Annotated in this window: 25 protein-coding genes; 16 read left to right on the plus strand and 9 right to left on the minus strand. The window is 66.5% G+C overall.

The window, feature by feature from the left end:
* The first annotated feature begins 67 nt into the window (after nucleotides 1–67).
* From cysT to AB3G45_RS08000, 3 genes are read left to right on the plus strand one after another with little or no spacing between them, the layout of a single operon-like run.
* A complete protein-coding gene (cysT, locus tag AB3G45_RS07990) occupies nucleotides 68–889 on the plus strand; it encodes a sulfate ABC transporter permease subunit CysT (RefSeq protein ID WP_367830084.1) in 822 nt (273 codons plus the stop codon).
* Between the two features lie 2 nt (nucleotides 890–891).
* The gene (gene cysW, locus AB3G45_RS07995) at nucleotides 892–1,788 is read left to right on the plus strand and encodes a sulfate ABC transporter permease subunit CysW (RefSeq protein ID WP_367830085.1); all 897 of its coding nucleotides are present in this window, start codon (nucleotides 892–894) and stop codon (nucleotides 1,786–1,788) included.
* Complete coding sequence (locus AB3G45_RS08000) at nucleotides 1,785–2,807, plus strand: sulfate/molybdate ABC transporter ATP-binding protein (protein WP_367830086.1); 1,023 nt, start codon at nucleotides 1,785–1,787, stop codon at nucleotides 2,805–2,807. The genes cysW and AB3G45_RS08000 overlap by 4 nt, the downstream gene beginning before the upstream one ends.
* A gap of 165 nt (nucleotides 2,808–2,972) precedes the next feature.
* Here AB3G45_RS08000 and AB3G45_RS08005 read toward each other — a convergent pair whose 3' ends face one another.
* Nucleotides 2,973–3,647 carry a TlpA family protein disulfide reductase gene (locus tag AB3G45_RS08005; RefSeq protein WP_367830087.1) on the minus strand — a complete coding sequence of 225 codons (675 nt, stop codon included), beginning with the start codon at nucleotides 3,645–3,647 and terminating at the stop codon, nucleotides 2,973–2,975.
* A 22-nt stretch (nucleotides 3,648–3,669) separates the two neighbouring features.
* Here AB3G45_RS08005 and argH point away from each other — a divergent pair, with 22 nt between their 5' ends.
* The 4 genes from argH to AB3G45_RS08025 all read left to right on the plus strand — a co-directional run bounded on the left by argH (nucleotide 3,670) and on the right by AB3G45_RS08025 (nucleotide 9,436).
* Nucleotides 3,670–5,073: an argininosuccinate lyase gene (gene argH / locus AB3G45_RS08010; RefSeq protein ID WP_367830088.1), complete on the plus strand. Its 1,404-nt coding sequence runs from the start codon at nucleotides 3,670–3,672 to the stop codon at nucleotides 5,071–5,073.
* Between the two features lie 104 nt (nucleotides 5,074–5,177).
* Complete coding sequence (locus tag AB3G45_RS08015) at nucleotides 5,178–5,363, plus strand: lipoprotein (protein ID WP_367830089.1); 186 nt, start codon at nucleotides 5,178–5,180, stop codon at nucleotides 5,361–5,363.
* A 73-nt stretch (nucleotides 5,364–5,436) separates the two neighbouring features.
* Nucleotides 5,437–6,705 carry a diaminopimelate decarboxylase gene (gene lysA, locus AB3G45_RS08020; protein WP_367830090.1) on the plus strand — a complete coding sequence of 423 codons (1,269 nt, stop codon included), beginning with the start codon at nucleotides 5,437–5,439 and terminating at the stop codon, nucleotides 6,703–6,705.
* A 118-nt stretch (nucleotides 6,706–6,823) separates the two neighbouring features.
* Complete coding sequence (locus tag AB3G45_RS08025; protein WP_367830091.1) at nucleotides 6,824–9,436, plus strand: TIGR02302 family protein; 2,613 nt, start codon at nucleotides 6,824–6,826, stop codon at nucleotides 9,434–9,436.
* 7 nt (nucleotides 9,437–9,443) lie between these two features.
* Here the strand turns inward: AB3G45_RS08025 and AB3G45_RS08030 are convergent, their stop codons facing one another.
* The 3 genes from AB3G45_RS08030 to AB3G45_RS08040 form a co-directional block, all read right to left on the minus strand.
* Complete coding sequence (locus tag AB3G45_RS08030) at nucleotides 9,444–9,803, minus strand: response regulator (RefSeq protein ID WP_064331584.1); 360 nt, start codon at nucleotides 9,801–9,803, stop codon at nucleotides 9,444–9,446.
* Nucleotides 9,804–9,946: 143 nt separating this feature from the next.
* Nucleotides 9,947–10,495 (minus strand): hypoxanthine phosphoribosyltransferase, encoded by a 549-nt coding sequence (hpt, locus tag AB3G45_RS08035; RefSeq protein WP_367830092.1) that lies wholly within the window; start codon nucleotides 10,493–10,495, stop codon nucleotides 9,947–9,949.
* Nucleotides 10,496–10,544: 49 nt separating this feature from the next.
* Nucleotides 10,545–11,216, minus strand: a complete 672-nt coding sequence (locus tag AB3G45_RS08040; protein WP_367830093.1) for a hypothetical protein — start codon at nucleotides 11,214–11,216, stop codon at nucleotides 10,545–10,547.
* 198 nt (nucleotides 11,217–11,414) lie between these two features.
* Between AB3G45_RS08040 and ftsE the strand changes: the two genes are divergently transcribed.
* From ftsE to AB3G45_RS08060, 4 genes are all read left to right on the plus strand, one after another.
* A complete protein-coding gene (gene ftsE / locus AB3G45_RS08045; RefSeq protein ID WP_367830094.1) occupies nucleotides 11,415–12,074 on the plus strand; it encodes a cell division ATP-binding protein FtsE in 660 nt (219 codons plus the stop codon).
* Nucleotides 12,067–13,074, plus strand: coding sequence for a cell division protein FtsX (locus AB3G45_RS08050; RefSeq protein WP_367830095.1), 1,008 nt, complete (start codon nucleotides 12,067–12,069; stop codon nucleotides 13,072–13,074). Before ftsE ends, AB3G45_RS08050 begins: the two co-directional genes overlap by 8 nt.
* Before the next feature lie 70 nt (nucleotides 13,075–13,144).
* Nucleotides 13,145–13,858: a YdcF family protein gene (locus tag AB3G45_RS08055; protein ID WP_367830096.1), complete on the plus strand. Its 714-nt coding sequence runs from the start codon at nucleotides 13,145–13,147 to the stop codon at nucleotides 13,856–13,858.
* 120 nt (nucleotides 13,859–13,978) lie between these two features.
* Nucleotides 13,979–14,773, plus strand: coding sequence for a lysophospholipid acyltransferase family protein (locus tag AB3G45_RS08060; RefSeq protein ID WP_367830097.1), 795 nt, complete (start codon nucleotides 13,979–13,981; stop codon nucleotides 14,771–14,773).
* On the opposite strand, the gene AB3G45_RS08065 is transcribed toward AB3G45_RS08060, so the two are convergent.
* Nucleotides 14,774–15,325: a gamma-glutamylcyclotransferase gene (locus AB3G45_RS08065; RefSeq protein ID WP_367830098.1), complete on the minus strand. Its 552-nt coding sequence runs from the start codon at nucleotides 15,323–15,325 to the stop codon at nucleotides 14,774–14,776.
* 85 nt (nucleotides 15,326–15,410) lie between these two features.
* Between AB3G45_RS08065 and AB3G45_RS08070 the strand changes: the two genes are divergently transcribed.
* Nucleotides 15,411–16,418, plus strand: coding sequence for a DUF2125 domain-containing protein (locus AB3G45_RS08070; RefSeq protein WP_367830099.1), 1,008 nt, complete (start codon nucleotides 15,411–15,413; stop codon nucleotides 16,416–16,418).
* 2 nt (nucleotides 16,419–16,420) lie between these two features.
* Here the strand turns inward: AB3G45_RS08070 and AB3G45_RS08075 are convergent, their stop codons facing one another.
* Both AB3G45_RS08075 and AB3G45_RS08080 read right to left on the minus strand, forming a co-directional pair.
* The gene (locus tag AB3G45_RS08075; RefSeq protein ID WP_367830100.1) at nucleotides 16,421–17,350 is read right to left on the minus strand and encodes a prephenate/arogenate dehydrogenase family protein; all 930 of its coding nucleotides are present in this window, start codon (nucleotides 17,348–17,350) and stop codon (nucleotides 16,421–16,423) included.
* Nucleotides 17,351–17,414: 64 nt separating this feature from the next.
* Nucleotides 17,415–18,164 carry a class I SAM-dependent methyltransferase gene (locus AB3G45_RS08080; protein WP_367830101.1) on the minus strand — a complete coding sequence of 250 codons (750 nt, stop codon included), beginning with the start codon at nucleotides 18,162–18,164 and terminating at the stop codon, nucleotides 17,415–17,417.
* A gap of 91 nt (nucleotides 18,165–18,255) precedes the next feature.
* Between AB3G45_RS08080 and gloB the strand changes: the two genes are divergently transcribed.
* Together gloB and AB3G45_RS08090 are read left to right on the plus strand one after the other, a co-directional pair.
* Nucleotides 18,256–19,020, plus strand: a complete 765-nt coding sequence (gene gloB, locus AB3G45_RS08085; protein WP_367830102.1) for a hydroxyacylglutathione hydrolase — start codon at nucleotides 18,256–18,258, stop codon at nucleotides 19,018–19,020.
* Complete coding sequence (locus tag AB3G45_RS08090) at nucleotides 19,020–19,442, plus strand: cupin domain-containing protein (protein ID WP_367830103.1); 423 nt, start codon at nucleotides 19,020–19,022, stop codon at nucleotides 19,440–19,442. The genes gloB and AB3G45_RS08090 overlap by 1 nt, the downstream gene beginning before the upstream one ends.
* On the opposite strand, the gene AB3G45_RS08095 is transcribed toward AB3G45_RS08090, so the two are convergent.
* Together AB3G45_RS08095 and AB3G45_RS08100 are read right to left on the minus strand one after the other, a co-directional pair.
* Complete coding sequence (locus AB3G45_RS08095) at nucleotides 19,443–20,327, minus strand: DMT family transporter (protein WP_367830104.1); 885 nt, start codon at nucleotides 20,325–20,327, stop codon at nucleotides 19,443–19,445.
* A 39-nt stretch (nucleotides 20,328–20,366) separates the two neighbouring features.
* On the minus strand, nucleotides 20,367–21,110 hold the full coding sequence (locus AB3G45_RS08100; RefSeq protein WP_367830105.1) for a DUF3108 domain-containing protein: 744 nt from the start codon (nucleotides 21,108–21,110) through the stop codon (nucleotides 20,367–20,369).
* A 291-nt stretch (nucleotides 21,111–21,401) separates the two neighbouring features.
* Between AB3G45_RS08100 and rpmB the strand changes: the two genes are divergently transcribed.
* A complete protein-coding gene (rpmB, locus tag AB3G45_RS08105) occupies nucleotides 21,402–21,698 on the plus strand; it encodes a 50S ribosomal protein L28 (RefSeq protein WP_024270157.1) in 297 nt (98 codons plus the stop codon).
* Nucleotides 21,699–21,813: 115 nt separating this feature from the next.
* Nucleotides 21,814–22,452 carry a VUT family protein gene (locus tag AB3G45_RS08110; RefSeq protein ID WP_367830106.1) on the plus strand — a complete coding sequence of 213 codons (639 nt, stop codon included), beginning with the start codon at nucleotides 21,814–21,816 and terminating at the stop codon, nucleotides 22,450–22,452.
* The last annotated feature ends 12 nt before the right edge of the window (nucleotides 22,453–22,464 follow it).

Raw genomic sequence — 22,464 nt, forward strand, 5'->3', positions numbered from 1 at the left:
GAAATATCCGCGCAGACCCGGTCGGATAGCCGCGTTCCGCACTTCAGATTGAGAAAGGAAGCGCCTCTTGAAACGGCGTGTACTGCCCGGATTGCCGCTCGCGCTCGGCATAACCCTTGTCTATGTGGCCATCATCGTCGTGCTGCCGCTGGCCGCGCTCGTCTTCAAGGCGGCAAGCCTCGGGCCGGAGGATTACTGGCGCATCGTCTCGTCGGACCGCGCTTTTGCCAGCTACCGGGTCACGGTGCTCTGTGCGCTGGCCGCGACGGTGTTCAACCTCGTCTTCGGCCTGTCGCTTGCCTGGGTGCTGGTGCGCTACCGCTTTCCCGGCCGCCGGCTGGTCGATGCGCTCGTCGATCTGCCCTTCGCTCTGCCGACGGCCGTCGCAGGCATCGCGCTCACCACGCTTTTCGCCACCAACGGCTGGTTCGGCGGCCCCCTCTCGCTCCTCGGCATCAAGGTCGCCTATACGCCGCTTGGCATTATCGTCGCCATGAGCTTCACCAGCATTCCCTTCATCGTGCGCACGGTGCAGCCGGTGCTCGAAGAGCTGGACCCCGCGCTGGAGGAGGCCGGGCAGACATTGGGAGCGAGCGACCTGTCGATCTTCAGGGGCGTCATCCTGCCGCTCCTGACGCCGGCGCTGCTCGCGGGCGTCTCGCTTTCCTTCGCCCGCAGCCTCGGCGAGTTCGGCGCCATCATCTTCATCGCCGGCAACCAGCCGTTCTCCACCGAGATCACGGCGCTGCTCGCCTTCATCCGCCTTGAGGAATACGACTATCCGGCCTCCGCGGCCATCGCCTCCGTCATGCTGCTGACGGCCTTCGTCATGCTGGCGATCACCAACCTGATGCAGGCGCGCGCCCTGCGCTACACGGCAAGGGGCTGACCATGGCGCATCCTTCAAAGGGCAAGCCGCCCCGCGTCGGCGACAATCCGGTCTTCCGCCGCTCGCTTCTCGCCTTCGTGCTCGTGCTGGTCGCGCTGATGATCGTCGCCCCGCTCGCCGTCATCGCCGTGGAGGCCTTTTCGCGTGGGGTCGGCTATTTTGCCGCCTCGATCGCCGATCCGGACACGCGGCACGCGATCCTGCTGACGGTCGTCACGGCGCTGATCGCGGTGCCGATCAACACGGCCTTCGGGGTTGCGGCCGCCTGGGCCATCACCAAGCACGACTTCCGCGGCAAGCGGCTGCTCACCGTCGTCATCGAACTGCCCTTCTCCGTGTCGCCCATCGTGGCCGGCGTCTCCTATCTCTTCGTATACGGCCTGCAGGGACTGTTCGGCCCGGCGCTGCAATCGGCGGAGATCAAGATCCTCTTCGCGCTGCCGGGCATCGTGCTGGCCAGCATGTTCGTGACCGCGCCCTTCGTGGCGCGCGAACTGATCCCGCTGATGCAGGCACAGGGGCGCGACCTGGAGGAGGCAGCGACGTCTCTCGGGGCGAGCGGCGGGCGCACCTTCTTCTCCGTCACGCTGCCGAACATCAAATGGGCGCTGCTCTACGGCGTCGTGCTGTGCAATTCGCGCGTGATGGGCGAGTTCGGCGCCGTCTCCGTCGTCTCCGGCAATATTCGGGGCCAGACCAACACGCTGCCGCTGCATATCGAGCTGCTCTATCACGACTACAACGCGGCCGGCTCCTTCGCCGCCGCATCCATTCTCGCCGGCCTTGCCATCGTCACGCTTGTCGCCAAGGTGGCGCTGGAGCGGCAGGGTGCGGGCCGCGTGCAGCGCCCCTCTCAGCTGGCCGGCGCCGACAGCATCACCCCGGAGGTAAAACCGTGAAGATCCGCCTTACCAATGTGGTCAAGGAGTTCCAGACCTTTCGCGCCGTGCACGGCGTGTCGCTCGATATCGAGAGCGGCGAGCTGGTCGCGCTGCTCGGCCCGTCCGGCTCCGGCAAGACGACGATCCTGCGCATGGTCGCCGGCCTCGAATATGCCGATGGCGGCGCGATCTATTTCGGCGAGGAGAATGCCACCGACATTCCGGTGCGCGATCGCGGCGTCGGCTTCGTCTTCCAGCACTATGCCCTCTTTCCGCACATGACCGTCGGCGAGAACATCGCCTTCGGCATGAAGGTCTCCAAGGTGAAGCGTTCGCCCGAGGCGATCGCCAGACGGGTTGCCGAACTGCTCGACCTCGTGCAGCTCGGCGGCCTGAAGGACCGCTTCCCCGGCCAGATATCCGGCGGCCAGCGCCAGCGCGTGGCGCTCGCCCGGGCGCTCGCCGTCGATCCGCGCGTGCTGCTGCTCGACGAGCCCTTCGGCGCGCTCGACGCCAATGTGCGGCGGGACCTGCGCCGCTGGCTCCGGAAAATCCATGACGAACTGGGCATCACCACGCTCTTCGTCACGCACGACCAGGAAGAGGCGCTGGACCTTGCCGACCGGGTCGTCATCCTCAACAAGGGCAGGATCGTGCAGGAGGGCACGCCCGAGGCGGTCTGCCGCAATCCGGCCGATGCCTTCGTGATGAACTTCCTCGGCGATGCGAACCGGCTCGACGCGGATATCCGCGGCGGCAAGGCCTATGTCGACGGCGTGGCCTTCGAGGCCGGCGGCGTGGCTGACGGCGGCGGCCAGATCCTGTTCCGCCCCGCCGACGTCACGTGGCACGACGAAGGGCAGGGCATCGCCGCGAAGATCGTGCGCGTCATCGACCGGCCGGATTCGCGCCGCGTGCTGGCGCTGACCGGCAGCGGCCAGCCAGTCGAGTTCGATACGGCGCCGGAATTTCCGCACGGCAAGGGCGAGGAGGGTTTCCTCGACATCCGCCGGCCGCGCGCCTACCCGGCGGCGTGAACCCCTCTGCCCTGTTGGCCATTTCCCTTAAGGCAGGGCTATCGCATATGGAAGGAACAGTTGCTCCATCCCCTTCTCCTCCGCGGGGGAGAAGGGGAGAGCCGCACCGTCGAAGTCCGTATGCAATGCCCTGCCCTTGAGGAGAGATGGGCGCCTCTCGGCGCCTCAGGTTCCCGGCGCAGCAAGCGCGGCGTTGATCAGGGCCTTGGCGTCGTCGCTGTCCCAGGCGGCGGGGCCGTTCATCGCCGATATCAGGCAGCCCTTGTCGTCCATCAGAAGGGTGACGGGCAGGCCGAAGGCGAGGCCTTCCTTCTTCAGCGTGTTGAAGACGCCCATCGAGGCATCGCGATAGTAGCCGAGCTCGTTGACGCCCGTCTCGGTGAGGAAGGCTTTCGGCTTCTCGTCGTCGCCGGTGTCGATGTTGATCGCCACGACCTCGAACCTGTCGCTGCCGAGTTCCTTTTCGAGCGCGTTGAGCGCCGGCATCTCCTCGCGGCAGGGCACGCACCAGGTGGCCCAGAGGTTGACGAGCAGCGTCTTGCCGGAAAAATCGGCGATCGTCTTCTTCTTGCCGTCGGGGTCGTCGAAGACAAGGTCGGGCAGTGGGCGGTGCGCGTCCACCGTGCGCATGGCGGCGACCTGTCCCTTGGAGAAGGGCGTCAGGGCTTCGGCCTTCGCCGCGGCCGCCGCGCAGGCGGCGGGGTCGGCGGAAGCGACCGCGCCATTGCCAGACAGGCTTTCCTTCACGTATATCGCAGCACCACCGGCGAGAAGTCCGGCGAGCCCGGCAATGGCGATGAGCTTTCCTGCCGGCAGGCCGAGTTTCTTCTTCACTGTCATTTCATTCTCCAGGACGGGACCCATGGCTGACGGCACTTCCGAGACGAAATCCTCGAACCAGATGTGGGGCGGCCGCTTCGCCTCGGGACCGGATGCGATCATGGAGGAGATAAATGCCTCCATCGGCTTCGACAAGAAGCTTTACGCCCAGGACATCCGCGGCTCAAAGGCGCATGCTGAAATGCTCAGCCACCAGGGCATCATTTCGGCGGACGATAAGGAAAAGATCGTTCACGGTCTCGACACGATCCTGTCAGAGATCGAAAGCGGCAATTTCGAGTTCTCCCGCCGGCTGGAAGACATTCACATGAATGTCGAGGCGCGGCTGGCGACACTGATCGGCCCCGCCGCCGGGCGCCTCCATACCGCCCGCTCGCGCAACGACCAGGTGGCGCTCGATTTCCGTCTCTGGGTCAAGGAAGAATTGCAGAAGACCGAGAAGGCGCTGACGGGCCTGATATCCGCCTTCCTCGACCGCGCGGAAGAGCATGCCGAGACCGTCATGCCCGGCTTCACCCATCTGCAGACCGCCCAGCCGGTGACCTTCGGCCACCATTGCATGGCCTATGTCGAGATGTTCGGCCGCGACCGCCAGCGCGTGCGCCACGCCATCGAGCATCTCGACGAAAGCCCGATCGGCGCCGCCGCGCTTGCCGGCACGGGTTATAATATCGACCGGCACATGACGGCGAAGGCGCTCGGCTTCCGCGAACCGACCCGCAACTCCATCGACACCGTGTCGGACCGCGATTTCGCGCTGGAATTCCTGTCGATCGCGGCGATCGCCGGCGTTCACCTGTCGCGCCTTGCCGAGGAGATCGTCATCTGGTCGACGCCGCAATTCGGCTTCATCCGCCTGTCGGACGCCTTCTCCACCGGCTCCTCCATCATGCCGCAGAAGAAGAACCCGGATGCCGCCGAGCTGGTGCGCGCCAAGACCGGCCGCATCAACGGCTCGCTGATCGCGCTCCTGACGGTCATGAAGGGCCTGCCGCTCGCCTATTCCAAGGACATGCAGGAAGACAAGGAACAGGTCTTCGACGCCGCCGAAAGCATCGAGCTCGCCATTGCCGCGATGACCGGCATGGTGCGCGACATGACGATCCGCACTGACAGGATGAAGGCGGCGGCCGGCTCCGGCTATTCCACGGCCACCGACCTTGCCGATTGGCTGGTGCGCGAGGCGGGCCTTCCCTTCCGCGATGCGCACCATGTGACGGGCCGCGCCGTGGCGCTGGCCGAGAGCAAGGGCTGCGACCTTTCCGACCTGTCGCTCGAAGAGCTGCAGGCGATCCATGCCGCCATCACCGCCGACATCTTCAACGTGCTGACGGTCGAAGCCTCTGTCGCCAGCCGCAAGAGCTTCGGCGGCACGGCACCCCTGGAGGTGCGCAAGCAGATCGCCTGGTGGCGGCAGCGGAACTGATCAGATCGCTTGCAGGACTCATCACCAGATTAAGGGTGCACAAGGGCGAGCGAATTCGCTAAGGATAGTGCCCACCAGATCACCGGCATTCCAGGGAACGCTTCATGACACGCATCGATATCGGCAGGCTGGCGCTCGTGCTCTGCCTTTCCGCAGCGGTTCTGACCGCCTGCGGCCGCAAGGGCGATCTCGACCTGCCGGGCGGGGCTCAGCCGGTCGTGAAGACCGTCGACGGCAAGAAGGTCGAGCAGGTCGAAGACAGGCCTTTCATCCTCGACCCCCTTCTCTAGTTTTGATGCATTGCCGAACGCAAAGCCGCGGCCCGGTTTTGCCGGAACTGCCCCTGTTTAACGGACGAAACCTGTGAACCATTTCGAGCATCGCGACGGCATCCTCCATGCGGAAGACGTGCCCGTTCCGGAAATCGCCAAGGCGGTCGGCACACCCTTCTACGTCTATTCGACGGCCACGCTGGAGCGCCACTACAAGGTCTTCTCCAAGGCCTTCGAGGGCGTCGATGCCATGGTGTGCTACGCCATGAAGGCGAATTCGAACCAGGCGGTGCTGAAGACGCTCGCCCGGCTCGGCGCCGGCATCGACGTGGTCTCGGAAGGCGAATTGCGCCGGGCGCTCGCCGCCGGTGTTCCCGCCTCGCGCATCATGTTCTCCGGCGTCGGCAAGACGCCGCGCGAAATGGATCTGGCGCTCGAGGCCGGCATCTACTGCTTCAACGTCGAATCCGAGCCGGAGCTGGAGGTGCTGAACGCCCGCGCCGTCAAGGCCGGCAAGGTGGCCCACGTCTCCTTCCGCATCAATCCCGATGTCGACGCCCGCACCCATGCGAAAATCTCGACGGGCAAGAAGGAAAACAAGTTCGGCATTTCCTGGGAGCGCGCCCGCGCCGTCTATGCCCGCGCCGCCGGCGTGCCGGGCATCAAGGTGACCGGCATCGACATGCATATCGGCAGCCAGATCACCGAGCTGCAACCCTTCGAGGATGCCTTCAAGCTGTTGCGCGAGCTCGTCGATACGCTGCGCGCCGACGGCCACACGATCGATCACGTCGATGTCGGCGGCGGCCTCGGCATTCCCTACAAGACGGACAATGCGCCGCCGCCGCTGCCGGATGCCTATGCCGAGATCGTCAAGAACCAGCTCAAGGGCCTTAACTGCAAGATCGTCACCGAGCCCGGCCGGCTGATCGTCGGCAATGCCGGCATCCTCGTCACCGAGGTCATCTATGTGAAGGACGGCGGCGAGAAGACCTTCGTCATCGTCGATGCCGCGATGAACGATCTCATCCGCCCGACGCTCTACGAAGCCTGGCACGAGATCCAGCCGGTCGTCATTTCCGCCGCCAGCGCGCCGCGCATCCGGGCGGATGTGGTGGGTCCGGTCTGCGAGACCGGCGACTACCTGGCGCAGGACCGCGAGATGACGCAGCCGAAGCCCGGCGACCTCATCGCCGTCGGCTCCGCCGGTGCCTATGGCGCCGTACAGGCCGGCACCTACAACAGCCGCCTGCTGGTGCCGGAAGTGCTGGTCAACGGGTCCGAGTTCCACGTCGTGCGGCCGCGGCAGAGCTACGACGACCTGATCGGCCTCGATTCGGTGCCGGACTGGCTCGCCTGACCGTTCCAAGCGCTGAAACCGACCGCCCGCGCGATCACGATTTTGCGCGTGCCCTCGTCTTCGCCACAAAGAATGTTATCTTCTGGCGGTGACAACCTGCAGCGGAGAGCGGCGCCCGATGGCGATTGACACGCAAGGACAGCGCGAGAGGGAGGCGACGGGCAACCCGATGGCCCGCCGGCTCGCGGGCAAACGCCTTGCCGCCCAGGCCGTCCTCTATCTGGAAGCGCTCGCCCCGCGGCTGCTGCCGATCCTGCTTCTGGTCGCGACCTTCCTGGCGCTGACATGGTTCGGCTATTTCCGCCATGTGCCGGCCTGGCTGCATCTTGCAACGCTCGCCGCCTTCGCGCTCGGCCTCGTCGGCGTGCTTTTCCGCTTGCGCGGCATCGTCTGGCCGTCGACCGACCGGGCCTATCGCATGCTGGAGGCGCGCAATGCGCTCGCCCATCAGGCGATCCGGGTGCAGGACGACCGGCCGGCCGGCGGCGGCGCCTTTGCCGAGGCGCTGTGGCGCGAGCACCAGGCCCGCATGGCGCGGATGATCGGCACGCTGAGGACCGGCACGCCCGAGCCGGACATCGCCCGCCACGACCGCCATGCCCTGCGCGCCGTGCCGCTGCTCCTCGTCGCCATCGCCTTTGCCTTTTCCTATTCCAACCGGGGCGGCCTTCTGGCCGATGCCGTTACCGTCCGCGCGCCTGCCGAAACCGCGCCGGACGTTCGCATTGACGCCTGGGTGACGCCGCCGGCGCACTCCGCGCGCGCGCCCGTCTTCCTCACCGGCACCACGCAGGGGGAGCCGCGCGAGGCGGCGAAGGGCGAGATCCGCATTCCGCAGTTCAGCGAATTGACCGTGCGCGTCACGGGCGGCAGCGGCGAGGAGGCGGTCAGCTATCAGGTGACCGGCGAGGAAGCTGCCACGGCCATTCGTCCCGAGGCGGAAAAGCCGAAGGACGAGAAGGCCGAAGCCAGGGCGCCGGTCGCCGCGGCCAACGGCGCGAGGACCATGCGCTACGAAATCCTGAAGGACGGCACGCTCTCGGTCGCCGGCCAGACCTGGAGCTTCGCGGTCATTCCGGACCGCGTGCCTGAGATCGCCTTCGACGGCATTCCGAAGAGGACCGTCGCCTCGGCGCTGGAGATCAGCTTTATCGCCAAGGACGATTACGGCATCCAGGAGGCCCATGCGGAGATCGTGCCGGTCGACCAGCCGAAGGACGCGCGCCCGCTCTATCCGCTGCCGGAGTACAGGCTCGACCTGTCGCGCCGTGCCGCGCGCGACGCCAAGGGTACGACGAGCCGCAACCTTTCCGAACATCCGCTCTCCGGCAAGCGCGTCAAGATCACGCTCGTCGCCAAGGATGCCGCCGGGCAGGAAGGGCGCAGCCAGCCGGTCGAGATGATCCTGCCGGCCAAGGCCTTCTTCGAGCCGCTCGCCGCGGCCGTCGCCGAAGAACGGCAGGTCTTCGCGCTCGATGCCAACCAGTTGCCGCACGCGATCGCCCTCAACGAGGCGCTGACGATCCGGCCGGAAGAGACGATCCCCAACCTCACGCATTACCTGCTGCTGCAATCGGCCAATGCCCGCATGAAGCTCTCCCGCACGGAGGACCAGATGCGCGAGACGGCGGATTATCTCTGGGAGATTGCCCTCGGTATCGAGGACGGCAACCTGTCGCTCGCCGATCGCCGGCTGCGCGAGGCGCAGAAGGCGCTCTCCGAGGCGCTGGAGCGCAACGCCTCCGACGAGGAGATCGCCGCGCTGATGAAGGATCTGCGCGAGGCCATGCAGGCCTATATGGAGGAGCTTGCGCGCCAGGCGGCCAAGAACGGCCAGTTGCAGCAGAACGCCCAGCAGCAGGGCCAGATCCTGCGCCAGCAGGACTTGCAGCGCATGATGGACCAGATCGAGAATCTGGCCCGCTCCGGCGCGCGTGACCAGGCCCAGCAGATGCTTTCCGAATTGCAACGCATGATGAACAACCTGCAGGCCGGCCGGCCGCAGCAGGGCCAGCAAGGCCAGCAGAACGACGCGATGCGCCAGCAGATGGACAAGCTCGGCCAGCTGATGCAGCAGCAGCAGAAGCTGATGGAACAGACCTTCCAGTTCGACCAGGCGCTGCGCGACCGCCAGCAGCGCGGCGATCCGATGCCGGGCGAAGAGGGCGAGCAGCGGCCGGGCGACAACGGCGCCGGCCAGCAGCCGACCGACCAGATGACGGCCGAAGAACTTCGCGAGGCGCTGAAGAAGCTTCAGGAGCAGCAGGATGCGCTCGGTAAGCAGCTCGGCGAGATCCAGGAGGCGCTGAAGGGCATGGGGCTGGAGCCCGGCGAAGGTTTCGGCCAGGCCGGTCGCGAGATGAAGGGCGCTTCGGAAGCGCTCGGCGAGGGGCAGGGCGAATCGGCCGTCGGCAGCCAGGGCCGCGCGCTGGAGGCGCTGCGCCAGGGCGCGCAGAACATGATGAGCCAGATGCAGGCCATGGGGCAGGGCCAGGGGCAGGGGCCGGGCGAAGGCATCCCGCAGGCCGGGCGCAACGGCCGCGATCCGCTGGGCCGCGAGCGCGCGCTCAACGGGCAGGGCCCCGACTTCGGCGGGCCGACCAAGGTTCCGGAAGAAATCGATATCCAGCGGGCGCGCGAAATCCTGGAAGAGATCCGCCGCCGCCTCGGCACCGGGGCAGCGCCCGGTTTCGAGCGGGACTATCTGGAGCGGCTGCTCGGCATCCGCTGAGGCGCGGTCAGGCCGCGAGCGCCGTCGCCACGGCGCGGCGGATGTCGGGCAGGCTGAAGGGCTTGCTCACCACGTCGACGATCTTCGAAGCGAGGTCGTCCGCCCGCTCGCGCTGCTCGGCATAGCCGGTCATCAGCAGGATCTTCAGCGCCGGATGGGCGGCGGACGCCTTGTGGGCAAGCTCGATGCCGTCCATCACGGGCATGCGGATGTCGGACAGGAGGAGATCGAAGCCGCCCTCCGTCAGGGCGTCGAGCCCGGCCGCACCGTCCGGCGCCTCGACGGTCTCGTGGCCGTCCATGCGCAGCGCCCGCGCCACGAAGGTGCGGAGCGAATCCTCGTCCTCGGTGATCAGGATCTTGGCCATCGGTTCCCCTTTCGGTCCGTTCATCCGGCCTCGTTCCAGGGGAACGCAAGGCCGGAGCGGCTGCCGGTTGCCGGTGCCGCTCTTCAAGCGAAAAGACCAGACTTTCCTTGTCGATCGGTAAACGGCCGATGGGGAATCTGCGGTCAGGTGTCCGCGTCGCCCGTCACGATGCCGACGAAGGGCAGTTCGCGGAAGGCATAGGCCACGTCCATGCCGTAGCCGACGACGAAATGATCCGGGCATTCGAAGCCGACATAGTCGGCCTCCAGGTCGGTCTTGCGCTTCTCGCGCTTGTCGAGCAGCACGGCGATGGTGACATTCTTGGCGCCGCGCTCGTACATCAGTTCCTTGGCGAAGCTGAGTGTGCGGCCGGATTCGAGGATGTCGTCGATCAGCAGGATGTCGCGGCCGTGCACGTCGCTGTCGATGTCCTTGATGACCTTCACGCCCTGCGAGACGGTGCCGGCGCCGTAGCTTGACAGCGTGATGAACTCGACTTCCGGGGCAAGGCCGGCCGCGTGGAGGGCGCGCGTGAGGTCGGCGGCGAAGATGAACGAGCCCTTGAGGACGGCGATGACGAGGAGGTCCTTCGTCGGCCCGCTGGCGATGTCGGCCGCCAGTTCCTCGTTGCGCCTGGCGATCGTCGCGGCGTCGTAGAGCGTTTCGATCTTCTTTCCGCGGACAATCTGCATCGCGAGGCGGCTCCCTGGGCGTTTGGAACAAAGGAGCCGATTAGCACAGTCAGCGGGCGGGCGCATCCTCGGGGGCGAGCGAAACGGAGACTTTCGGCACTTTTCCGCCGCTATGCGGAATGTGCAACGCGAAGGCCGCGTCGGCGCCCGGCGCGAGCGCGGCGGTTTCGAGGAAGAGACGGTGGCGGATCGGCTTGTCCGTGCCCTCGAAGACGATGTCGACCGGCGGCACGGCCGCGACGGCGTCACCGCCATTGGTGAGGCGGCCATAGACGGCGAGCACCTTCATGCCGTTGCGGTCGTCTATCGTGGTGACGACGTCGGCGATGCGCAGCGTCTTGCCGGCGTCGCCTGCGGGAAGCGCCGCCATGAGGGCGGAGAGCCCGCCGGCATAGGAGAAGACGAAGATGAAGGCCGCCATGACAAGGCCGGCGAAGGCGCGGCCCGGAAGGCGCTGCAGGCCGGCCTCGCACAGCCGGGCGCCGGCGGCGGCGATGCGGAGCAGCAGGGGCCGCCGTGCGTCGGTCGGCATGGGCCGGACGGGACGGTGATTATCGTTCGAGGTACGGACGGCGGGGCTGCGGATGACCACGAAATCGGCATCGACCGCCTCGATGCGCGCCGGGAACGGCCTTGCGCTCCTGCGGGCCGGCGTCTTCGGTTCCGGCGGCAAAAGGTCGATCCGGCCCTTCGCCTCGCGTCTTGCTCTGAAGGCGTTCATCGCGACCTCCTCGCCTGGCCAGCGCCTTCCCGCGCAAAATCATCGGCGAAAAGTCGGGCATTGAATGAAATCCTTACCAAACGTAAACCATACTGGTTAATGCTTCGGAAACCCGACCGTGAAAGAGCCGTTTTCCTGTGCGACCTCGCCAGCGAACCTGCGGGCAAGGGTAACCCGCTTCTAGAACCGGATTGATCATTGATTCACTTCGAGAATGTCGGACTGCGTTATGGGATGGGCCCGGAGATTCTCCGCGACCTCACTTTCGATATTCCGCGCCGGTCCTTCCAGTTCCTGACGGGGCCGTCGGGCGCCGGCAAGACGACGCTGCTGCGCCTGCTCTTCCTCTCCCTGCAGCCGACGCGCGGCATCATCCGCACCTTCGACCGCGAAATCTCGACCATCCCGCGCGATGAGTTGCCGATGCTGCGCCGGCGCATCGGTATCGTCTTCCAGGATTTCCGCCTGCTCGATCACCTGACGACCTATGAGAATGTCGCCCTGCCGCTGCGTGTGCGCGGCAAGGAAGAGGCGAGCTATCGCGCCGACGTACTCGAACTTTTGAAATGGGTCGGGCTCGGCGAGCGCATTAACGTGCTGCCGCCGGTGCTGTCGGGCGGGGAGAAGCAGCGCGCGGCCATCGCCCGCGCCCTCATCGACCGCCCGGAACTGCTGCTCGCCGACGAGCCGACCGGCAATGTCGATCCGCCGATGGCGCGTCGGCTGCTCAGCCTCTTCCTCGAACTGAACCGGCTCGGCACCGCCGTGGTGATCGCCACACACGACCTGTCGCTGATGGACCAGGTGGAAGCGCGGCGCATGATCCTCTCGCACGGACGGCTCGACATCTATGACTGACGCGCCCGACGACACCGCCAAGGACGCCCAGCCGGCCCGCCGGCCGGAAATGAAGGTGCGCCCCACGGCGCCCATCGTGCCGCAGGCGAACGTTTCCGGCAACGCGCTGATGCTCGTCATCGCCATCATGGCCTTCCTCGCCTGCCTCACCTTCGGCGCGGTCAGCATGGTGCGGGCGACGGCGGCGAGCTGGCAGAGCCAGATCTCCCGCGAGATCACCATCCAGATCAAGCCGGACGACGATCTCGACATGGAGAAGGCGCTGACGGACGCGCGCGACCTCGCGCTCACCTTCTCTGGCACGCGCGACGGCACGATCGTCGACAAGGCGGCGACGGCGCGGCTGCTCGAACCCTGGCTCGGCGAGGGGCTGAACATCGACGAACTGCCGGTGCCCCGCCTCGTCATCGTCACCATCGACGAGCAGAGTCCGCCGGATTTCGCCGCGATGCGGGCGGCGCTGGCGGAAAAGATCCCGACGGCCTTTCTCGACGACCATCGCACCTGGGTCGACCGCCTCGTCGCCATGGCGCGCACGACGGCCTTCATCGGCACCGGTGTCCTGGTGCTGGTCTTCTCCGCCATGGTGCTGACCGTCGTCTTCGCCACGCGCGGCGCGCTTTCCGGCAACCGGCACATCGTCGAGGTGCTGCATTTCGTCGGCGCCGAGGCAAGCTTCGTCGCCTCCGAATTCCAGAAGCACTTCCTGAAGATCAGCCTCAAGGGGTCGGTGGCCGGCGGGTTCCTGGCGGCGCTGTTCTTCGCCATTGCCGGCTTCTGGCAGGGGCGCTCCATCGCCACCCCGCAAAGCGACCAGGCGACGGCGCTGTTCGGCACCTTCTCCATGGGGCTCACGAGCTATCTCGGCATTGCCGGAACCATTGCCGTCATCGCGCTCCTGACCACGCTGACGGCCCGGTTCACCGTCATGCGCACCATCCACGAGATCGACCAGGTCCGCTCCGATCCGTCGCGAACCGACCAGTTGCCCGACCCATGACGCGGGCCGGACGAAACGCTGCCGCGAAACGGACTATCCGTCGCCGCATTCGCGTTCTATGGACGGAATCATGAACGCGCTCGAACGGGTAAAACCGGGTCTGCCGCAGGGCGCCCGGCCTGACGGAGAGGGGCGGCGGCGCAGGGCCCCCGTCCGCCTTGCCGTGCGCGCGGTTCTGGCGCTCATCCTGCTTGTCGCCGTGGCGGGCACGGGGGGCTTCCTCTACTTTGCCGAGACGGTCGCCGCGCTGGAAGCGCCGCGGGACCCGAAGGCCGATGCCATCGTGGTGCTGACCGGCGGCTACCAGCGGATCGACAGGGCGATCGGCCTGCTCAAGCGGGGGGCCGGCCAGCGGCTGCTGATCTCCGGCGTCAACCCGGCGACGAGCGGCAACCAGATCCGCAAGCTCACCCAGAGCTCCTCCTCGCTGTTCGAATGCTGCGTCGACATGGGCTACGAGGCGGTGGACACGATCGGCAACGCCAACGAGACGGCGCGCTGGATCAGCGACCACCGGTTCCGCCGCGTGCTCGTCGTCACCAACAACTACCACATGCCGCGCAGCCTCCTGGAGCTGAAGGTCATCGATCCCCGCACGGAGTTCGTCGCCTATCCCGTCGTCAATTCGGACCTGAAGAGGGGCAATTGGCTGCGCCAGCCGGGCGTCCTCAAGGCCATGCTGTCGGAATATCTCAAATACAGCCTTGCGCATATCCGCGCCTTTGCGGGCGCGCGCAGCTGGTCCGGTCTTCGCGGCGACACGGCGGGACTTTCCGGCGGCTGATCGCTGCCGCGCGCCGTTTTTTCGCATCCCGCCGCTGCGAAGCCGCTCATGCAGTTTTGCGCGACAGGCTCTGGAATATCGTGTAGGGCGAAGGAATGCGTCCCGCTGACAGGCTGCCCGATGATCGTTTTCCGTTCCGTGCTTTTCAATGCCCTCTTCTACCTGAATCTCATCGCACAGATGATCGTCATGACGCCGGCCTATTTCCTGCTGCCGCGGAAGAAGGCCTATGTCATCGCCAAGAACTGGGCGAGGAGCAACCACTGGCTCTTCGACAAGGTCGTCGGCACGACCTTCGAGATCCAGGGGCTGGAGAATATCCCGGCGGACGGCCGCTACATCTTCGCGCCGAAGCACCAGTCCTTCTGGGATGCCTATGCGCTGCTGCCCTGGCTCGACGATCCCTTCTACATCCTCAAGCGTGAGCTGACCTGGATCCCGCTCTTCGGCTGGTATCTGAAAAAGCAGCGCATGGTGCCGGTCGATCGCAGCGCACGCGGCAAGGTCATGGCCGCTGTCATGCAGCGCACCAAGGACGAGATGAATTCCGGCCGCCAGCTCATCATCTATCCGGAGGGCACGCGCCGCCCGCCGGGCGCGCCGCCGGAATATAAGTACGGCATCGCCCGGCTTTACCGCGATCTGCAGGTGCCCGTCGTGCCCGTCGTCATGCATCCGGGCCTGTTCTGGCCGCGGCGCAAGTTCATCCGCTATCCCGGCCACTTCAAGGTGCGCATCCTGCCGGCGATCGGGCCGGGCATGGATCCCGATGCCTTCCTCGCCCATCTCGTCGAGGTGATGGAGACGGCGAGCGACCGGCTGCTGGTGGAGACCGCCGGGGCGAACCCGAACCTGCCCCTGCCGCCGACGGCCGAGCAGCGGCTGGCGGAGCTGAAGGCGCACGCCGCCGCCTGATCAGGCTGGCGGGCCTGCGTGAAGCTTTTCGGCGGCGCGGCTGACATCCTCCAGCCAGTGATCGCGAATGCCCATTGCGCGCAGGTGCGCCAGCGTGTTGCGCACATAGTCCATGTTGGCTCCGGATTTTCCGACGGCGGCGCTGATCGTCGCCGCCGCCTCCTCGACGGTGAGCGCGCCGGCGAACTGATGGTGGGCGCGGTCGCAGATATAGGCGAGCGTCGAGACGCGACGACCGTCGCCGAGCGTCGCGGAGAGGGTGCGCTCGAGATAGACATGGGTGACGAGTTCGCGCTCGCGCAGGTAATCGACCACCGCCTCCCGGCTTGCGGGGGCGATGCGGAAGGCGACGCCGCGGCAGGAGCCGCCGCGATCGAGGCCGAGGACCAGGCCGGGCCTCTGCTCGGTGCCGCGGTGCACCCAGGAGCGTACGCAGAGCGCGCGGCGGAAGCCGAAGAGATGGGCTGGCTGCTGTTCCTCGAATTCGAAGCCTGGATTCCACATCAGCGATCCGTAGCCAAAGACCCAGAATTCGTTCATATCCACCGTCACGTCGCTCACTTCTCTAAAAGCCGCCGCAATTGCCGGCTTTGACGCCTTCGCGGGCAAATCACGCCTGCCACAATTGGAGAACACCATGGCCTCGTCAAGCCGCCCGGACGCTTCCGGCGTCACGCGAAAACTCGTCCGGCTCGCCGTTGCCGTCGTTCTCGTCGCCGCGCTCTATACGGGCGGATGGTTCTATGCCGCAAGCTGGCTGAAGGATACGCTCGACCGGAAGCTCCTGGCATCCGCGCAGGGCATGCATTCGGCCTCGTGCAGCAATCTCTCCGTTAGCGGCTTCCCGTTCCGCATCGGCCTCTTCTGCGATGCGGTCGGCATCGACGACCGCCCGACGGGCCTTTCGGCGACCTTCGGGGCGCTGCGCTCGGCCGCGCAGGTCTATCGCCCGGGCCACGCCGTCGTCGAGCTCGACGGGCCGGCGCAGGTACGCGTCACGCCCGATCTCGTCTTCGACGCCGACTGGGACCTCATGCGGGCGAGCGGCACCGCTTGGACGGACGGGCTCGACCGCGCCTCGATCGCCTATGACGGGCTGAAAGGCCGGCTCAACGTGCCCTCCGAGGCCGTCTCGCTCGGCGTGACCGCCGCCCATGGCGAAAAGCATATCCGCCAGTCGGGCGGGGCGCTCGATGTCGCCGCCTCCTTCGATGCGCTCGTGCTCGATCTCGGCGACCGGGTATTGCCGCCGCTGGATGTTTCGACCGACATGACGATCGCCGATGCGGCGACGTGGATCTCCGTCGAAGGCCCGCCGGCTGACGCGCCGCTCGGCGCGAAGATGGAGCTGCGCCGCCTGTCGCTCGACCTCGGTGACGGCAAGGTGGCGACCCTTTCCGGCCCGCTCGAAGTCGGCGAGGACGGCTACCTTTCTGGTATGCTCGATCTCGACATTGCTGGCATCACGGTCTGGCGCGACCGGATTTCCGAGGCATTTCCGGAGATCGCGGAGACGGCGGCCCAGGTCGCGCAGGCGATCGAGGGCCTGTCGAAGGGCGGCGACCGGGCGGTGGTGAAGCTCAACGTGCGGGACGGAACCGTCTATCTCGGCCTCTTCCCGATCGCCTTTATCCCGCCAATCTGATTTCAGCCCTTCCTGTCGGCGACCGGCCGGCCGAAGTTCGGCGCGGACGTGTCCTGACCCGCATCGATGATCGAGCGGCGGATGGCGCGGGTGCGCGTGAAAAGATCGAAGAGCTTCTCGCCGTCGCCCCAGCGGATGGCGCGCTGCAGATAGGCGAGGTCTTCGGAAAAACGGGCCAGCATTTCGAGGATCGCGTCCTTGTTGTGCAGGCAGACGTCCCGCCACATGGTCGGGTCCGAGGCGGCGAGACGGGTGAAATCGCGGAAGCCCGAGGCGGAATACTTGATGACCTCGGATTCCGTCACCGTCTCCAGGTCGTCCGCCGTGCCGACGATGTTGTAGGCGATGATGTGCGGCAGGTGCGAGACGATGGCGAGCACCTTGTCGTGGTGCTCCGTGTCCATCTCATCGACCTTGGAGCCGAGCGCTTCCCAGAAGGCGGCGAGCCTGCGCTTGGCCTCCTTGTCCGTGCCGTGCACGGGGGTGAGGATGCACCAGCGGTTCTGGAACAGTTCGGCGAAACCGGCGTCCGGGCCGGAATGCTCGGTGCCGGCCAGAGGGTGGCCGGGGATGAAATGCACGGTCTTCGGCATGTGCGGCAGCATCTGCGCGACGACCGAGGCCTTGGTGGAGCCGACATCGGTGACGATGGCGCCTGGCTTCAGGTGCGGGGCGATGTCCTCGGCCACTTTGCCGGAGGCGCCGACGGGCACCGAGACGACGACGAGGTCGGCGCCCTCGACGGCCTTGCCGGCGTCCTGGACGTAGTCGGAGCCGAGTTCGAGCTCGCGGGCGCGGTCGAGCGTCTCCTGGCTGCGGCTCGAAATGGTGACGGTTTTCGCGAGGCCCTTCGCCTTGACGGCGCGGGCGATGGAGGAGCCGATGAGGCCGATGCCGATCAGCGCGATCTTGTCGAAATGTCCGTCCGTCATGCCCTTGGCCCTTCGTTTCCGCGTGGGCCCGCTCTAGCGGGCGGGCCGGCATTTGTCGAGGGGATCAGCGCGGGGCGCGCTCGCGCGTCGTCGGCACGCCGTGCGGGGCGAGCACGGGCACGAAGACGCGGCGCGAGGCGCGGGCGGCGACGGGCAGGCCCTGGTAGAGCCGCTTCTGCGCCTCCACGATGATGACGCCGGAGAACATCGGCCAGAGCATGCGGCCCAGCCGCTCGAAGGCGCTGCGCAGTTTCTGCACGCTGCGCAGCTTGGAGGGCGGGAAGAACAGCGCTTCGGCCGAAGCGCCGGGCGTGAAGTTGGTCTCGCGCAACAGCGCGGTGAGCTGGCCGCGCGAATAGGGCCGGCCCGAGCCGAACGGCGTGTGCTCCATGCGCGCCCAGACGCCGCGCCGGTTCGGCACGACGATGACGAGCCGTCCGCCGGGCGCCAGCACGCGCCAGAGTTCCTTCATCGTCTCGCGCGGGTTTTCCGCGAATTCCAGCGAATGTACCATCAGCACGCGGTCGACCGAGGCGTCCGGCAGCGGCAGTTCCTCGTCGAAGACGAGCGCCGTGGAGGAAAGCTCGCCCGGCGGCCAGTTCACCGCCCCCTGGCCGGCCGGCATGAAGGCGAAGGTGCGCTCCGTGTCGGCGCGGAAACGTTCGAGATAGGGCACGGCATAGCCGAGCCCGACCAGCCGCTCGTCCGGCAGGCGCGCCCAGAGCGAAGCGAGGGCCATGGCGATCGAATGGTCGGCGAGGCGCCCGAGCGGCGAGTGGTAGAATTCGCGAAGGTCGACGATATCGGCATGCATGACCCGAATGTGCGCGATGGGCCGGTGGACTTCAAGGCCGATTGCCTTACATTCCCGCCGACCGGCCCGCCAATGCGATGAGGAATGCGCCATGACCCCGTTGGAAACAGACCTTTTTTCCTGCCGCAGCGACAATTTCGGCGTTCTGCTGCACGATCCTGCGACGGGGGCGACCGCGAGCATCGATGCGCCGGAGGAAAAGCCGATCCTCGATGCGCTCGCCCGCCGCGGCTGGACGCTCAGCCATATCTTCACGACCCATCACCACACCGACCACGTTGAGGCCAATCTCGCGCTGAAGGACCGTTTCGGCGTGACGATCATCGGGCCGGCGCGGGAGACGATCCCGGGCATAGACCGGAAGGTGGATGGCGGCGACAGCTTCGATTTTGCCGGCAGGCGGGTCGAGGTCATCTGGACGCCGGGGCATACGGCGGGGCACATCTGCTTTCATCTGCCGGCGGAAAAGCTGCTCTTTGCGGCCGATACGCTCTTTGCGCTCGGCTGCGGCCGGCTTTTCGAGGGCACGCCCGCGCAGATGTGGCAATCGCTCGGAAAGCTCGCCGCGCTGCCGGAGGAGACGACCGTCTATTTCGGCCATGAATACACGCTCTCCAACGCGCGCTTCGCCGTGACGGTCGATCCGGACAATGCCGCGCTCGCAACCCGCGTGGCGGAGATCGAGGCGCTTCGGGCGGCGGGCGCTTTCACCGCGCCGACGACCATCGGCCTCGAAAAGGCGACCAACCCTTTCCTGCGGGCCGCCGATCCTTCGATCCGCCGTCATCTCGGCATGGCGGGGGCGAGCGACGCCGAGGTGTTCGCCGAAATCCGTGCGCGCAAGGACCGGTTCTGATGACGCCGCAGGATATCATCGCCCGGCTCGGCATGGAGCGCCATCCGGAAGGCGGCTGGTATGTGCAGACCTTTCGCGATGCGGCTGGCGGCGCGCGCGGGCATTCGACGGCGATCTACTATCTCCTGGAGCGGGGTGAGCGCTCGCACTGGCACCGGGTGAAGGATGCGGTCGAGGTCTGGCATCACTATGCCGGCGGGCCGCTGGCGCTGTCTTTGAGTGATGGCGCGGTACAGGCGGAGACGCAGGTGCTGGGGCCGGGTCTTGCGGCCGGGGGACGGCCGCAGGTCATCGTGCCGGCGAACTGGTGGCAATCGGCCGAACCGCTCGGCGACTGGACGCTGGTCGGCTGCACGGTTTCGCCGGGCTTTCTCTTCTCGTCCTTCGAGATGGCGCCGCCAGGCTGGGAGCCGGGCGCCTGATCAGGCGGGGCTTGCCGCCGGCTTGCGGCGGAAGATCATGTCCTTGGCGGCGAGGATGGCGCCCCCCGTCACCAGCAGGCAGGCAAGGCCGATGCGCCAGGACGGTTCGGCAAAGCCGGAAAGGATCAGCACGAGCGTCGAGAGCAGCGGGGCGGCATAGCTCGCCGCCCCGAGGATCTGGATGTCGCCGTTCTTGACGCCGAAATCCCAGGCATAGAAGGCCGCGCCGACGGGCAGCAGGCCGAGGCCGGCGACGGCGAACCATTCGAAACCCGTCTGCGGCCAGACCGTGGTTTCCAGCATCAGATGGCAGAGGAGCGAGAGGAGGGCGGTCGCGAGGCAGAAGCCGGTCACCACATCCGTCGAGACCGCCTCGAAGCGGCGCGTGAGCAGCGAATAGCCCGACCAGGTGAAGGCGCACAGGAAGGCCGCGCCATAGCCGATGAGGTAGGCCTCGTCGAAGGCGAAGCCGTTGCGGCCGACGATGAGCACCGTGCCGCCGAGGCCGAGGAACGCGCCGAGGACATGGTTCCATCTCAGCCGCTCGCCCGGCAGCAGCGCCGAACCGACGACGATGAGCAGCGGCCAGAGATAGGCGATGAGGCCGGCTTCCACCGCCGGCGCGTTGCGCAGCGCGGTGAAGTAGAGGAAGTGGTAGCCGAAGAGGCCGAGGATTCCGGTGATCCAGACCTTGGCCGGCTGCCTGAGCAGCCGGGCGCGCGACGGCCGGGCGATCAGCACGACGATGCCTGGCAGGCTGCCGATCAGGAAGCAGACGGCGGAGAGCTGGAAGGGCGGCATCTTGCCCGATGCCGCGGTGAAGAGCGCGAGCAACGACCACATCAGGATCGCGGTAAAGCCAATCAGGGTTGCACGCGTCTTCAAGCCGATCACTCCCGCCGGTCCGCCGCCGGGCCGGGCGCGTCAGCCGCCGAAGCGCGTGGCCGAGACGGTGACAGGGCCGAGCTTGGTCGGAATCTGTACATAGACCGGAGCATATACCTTCGCGCCCTCGGCCTTGGCAAACCAGATTTCCATCGTCTTCAGCTTGCGCAGGTATTCCACGTCGTCGCGGCCCTTCTTGTAGCCGGATTTCGGCACGAAGCGGAGGCCGCAGACGACGACCTCGCCCTCGAAGCCCTTGGTGGAATAGGGTTTGGTGCCCTTGGAGCTCAGCTTCAGGTCGAGGCGGCTCTCGCCGTCGAAGATCGGCAGCGTCTTGGGGCAGACGCGGCTTCCCTCCGGGATGATGAGGCCCGAGATCGGGTCCAGCACCGCGCGCATGTCGGCGGTGGAGACGGGCACCCAGTTCTTCGGCTTGCGCCGCGGCGGCGTCATGCTGGCGGTGACGACATTGCCGTTGTGGAAGGTGACGTCGATGGCGCGGCTGCGCTTGCCGCTCTTGTAGTTCACCGAATAGCTCCTGGCGTGCAGTCGCCCGCGGCTGACGGTGCCGGAGACCGACGTCGTGCCCTTGGTGCTGGAAAAGATATCGGCAAGGCCGGCCGATTGCATGCTGCCGGAAATCGTGTAGCGGTTGCCCTCGAAGGCCGAGCGGAAGGTCGCGGTGGCCACCGGCAGGCCGGACAGGCGGATGCTGTAATCCGTGCGGTGCTCGATCTCCGCCGACGACAGCGGCGTCGCGCTGCCCACAAGGGCAAGCGACATGACAGCGCCAGCAACCCAAACACGCCCGTTCATCTTCACGACTCCCATTGAGACGCTCCGCCTAGTATGCCATTGCGGCGATTCTACGCCGCGGCAAAAAGTCCGATCCAACTTGCTCTTGCCCGCAGATTATGGCCTTTGGCAACTGAATTCAGGATGAACGGCAGGTTTGGCTTGACGTCGGCGCCGCCTGTGACTATAGAACCGCAACTTTCCAAAAAGGCCAGATGGACTGCGGCCGGTTTCGGTGCCGGAAACGTATTGTCCTGAACCAAGAAAAATAGGTGTACCATGTCCCGTAGTTGCGAATTGACCGGCAAGGGCGTCCAGTCGGGCAACAATGTGAGCCACGCAAACAACAAGACGAAGCGCAAGTTCCTGCCGAACCTGTGCAATGTCACGCTGATTTCCGACGCCCTCGGCCAGCGTTTCCGTCTTCGCGTTTCCGCTGCTGCGCTCCGCTCCGTCGAGCACCGCGGCGGCCTCGATGCCTTCCTGCTGAAGGCCGAGGAGAACGAACTGTCGATGCGCGCCCGCCTGCTGCGCCGTCAGATCGCCAAGAAGACCGCTGCTGCCGTCGCTGCCTGATTTCAGGCATTCGGCCAGATCGTTTCATTGAGGCTTGACCGGGTTCCGGGCAGGCCTCAATGCTTTGCGCCTATCGTTAGAAACTCCAGCTGGTGGCATCACCCAGGGTAAAAAAATGCAAGCGAACCGCATTACGTTCCTCTACGTCCTTCTGATGACGGCTATCGTCGTCGCCTCCAACGTGCTCGTGCAGTACCCGCTTTCGGGCGAACTGTTCGGCATCGCCCTCGGCGACCTCCTGACCTACGGCGCCTTCACCTATCCCGTCGCCTTCCTCATCACGGACCTCACCAATCGCCAGTTCGGTCCGCGCATCGCGCGCCGTGTCGTGGCGGCCGGTTTCCTCGTGGCCGTCGCCTTCTCCTTCGCCGTCGCCTCGCCGCGCATCGCGATCGCGTCCGGCTCGGCCTTCCTGTTCGGCCAGCTTCTCGACATCTCCGTCTTCAACCGGCTGCGCCGGCAGATCTGGTGGCGCGCGCCGTTGATCGCCTCGCTGGTCGGTTCGGTGCTCGACACGGCGATCTTCTTCTCCTTCGCCTTTGCGCCGGCCTTCTCCGTCTTCGGCCCGAACGATGCCTTCGCGATCGAATGGGCACCGGTGCTCGGCGTCCTTGCTGCGGAAGCCCCGCGCTGGATCTCATGGGCGCTTGGCGACTTCTCGGTGAAGGTTCTGGTCGGCTTCGCCATGCTGCTGCCCTACGGTGCGCTGATGAGCAAGCTGAAGCCGATGCCGGGCGTCGAAAAGACGGCCTGAGAACAAAGCCGC

This window comes from Shinella sp. S4-D37 (assembly GCF_040812195.1).
In the GTDB taxonomy this organism is placed as follows: domain Bacteria; phylum Pseudomonadota; class Alphaproteobacteria; order Rhizobiales; family Rhizobiaceae; genus Shinella.

Coding starts and splice junctions, on each gene's coding strand:
- cysW (WP_367830085.1), top strand. CDS start 892: ATGGCGCATCCTTCAAAGGGCAAGCCGCCCCGCGTCGGCGACAATCCG.
- AB3G45_RS08005 (WP_367830087.1), bottom strand. CDS start 3,647: ATGACAGTGAAGAAGAAACTCGGCCTGCCGGCAGGAAAGCTCATCGCC.
- argH (WP_367830088.1), top strand. CDS start 3,670: ATGGCTGACGGCACTTCCGAGACGAAATCCTCGAACCAGATGTGGGGC.
- AB3G45_RS08015 (WP_367830089.1), top strand. CDS start 5,178: ATGACACGCATCGATATCGGCAGGCTGGCGCTCGTGCTCTGCCTTTCC.
- AB3G45_RS08025 (WP_367830091.1), top strand. CDS start 6,824: ATGGCGATTGACACGCAAGGACAGCGCGAGAGGGAGGCGACGGGCAAC.
- AB3G45_RS08030 (WP_064331584.1), bottom strand. CDS start 9,803: ATGGCCAAGATCCTGATCACCGAGGACGAGGATTCGCTCCGCACCTTC.
- hpt (WP_367830092.1), bottom strand. CDS start 10,495: ATGCAGATTGTCCGCGGAAAGAAGATCGAAACGCTCTACGACGCCGCG.
- AB3G45_RS08040 (WP_367830093.1), bottom strand. CDS start 11,216: ATGAACGCCTTCAGAGCAAGACGCGAGGCGAAGGGCCGGATCGACCTT.
- AB3G45_RS08050 (WP_367830095.1), top strand. CDS start 12,067: ATGACTGACGCGCCCGACGACACCGCCAAGGACGCCCAGCCGGCCCGC.
- AB3G45_RS08055 (WP_367830096.1), top strand. CDS start 13,145: ATGAACGCGCTCGAACGGGTAAAACCGGGTCTGCCGCAGGGCGCCCGG.
- AB3G45_RS08060 (WP_367830097.1), top strand. CDS start 13,979: ATGATCGTTTTCCGTTCCGTGCTTTTCAATGCCCTCTTCTACCTGAAT.
- AB3G45_RS08070 (WP_367830099.1), top strand. CDS start 15,411: ATGGCCTCGTCAAGCCGCCCGGACGCTTCCGGCGTCACGCGAAAACTC.
- AB3G45_RS08075 (WP_367830100.1), bottom strand. CDS start 17,350: ATGACGGACGGACATTTCGACAAGATCGCGCTGATCGGCATCGGCCTC.
- AB3G45_RS08080 (WP_367830101.1), bottom strand. CDS start 18,164: ATGCATGCCGATATCGTCGACCTTCGCGAATTCTACCACTCGCCGCTC.
- gloB (WP_367830102.1), top strand. CDS start 18,256: ATGACCCCGTTGGAAACAGACCTTTTTTCCTGCCGCAGCGACAATTTC.
- AB3G45_RS08090 (WP_367830103.1), top strand. CDS start 19,020: ATGACGCCGCAGGATATCATCGCCCGGCTCGGCATGGAGCGCCATCCG.
- AB3G45_RS08100 (WP_367830105.1), bottom strand. CDS start 21,110: ATGTCGCTTGCCCTTGTGGGCAGCGCGACGCCGCTGTCGTCGGCGGAG.
- rpmB (WP_024270157.1), top strand. CDS start 21,402: ATGTCCCGTAGTTGCGAATTGACCGGCAAGGGCGTCCAGTCGGGCAAC.
- AB3G45_RS08110 (WP_367830106.1), top strand. CDS start 21,814: ATGCAAGCGAACCGCATTACGTTCCTCTACGTCCTTCTGATGACGGCT.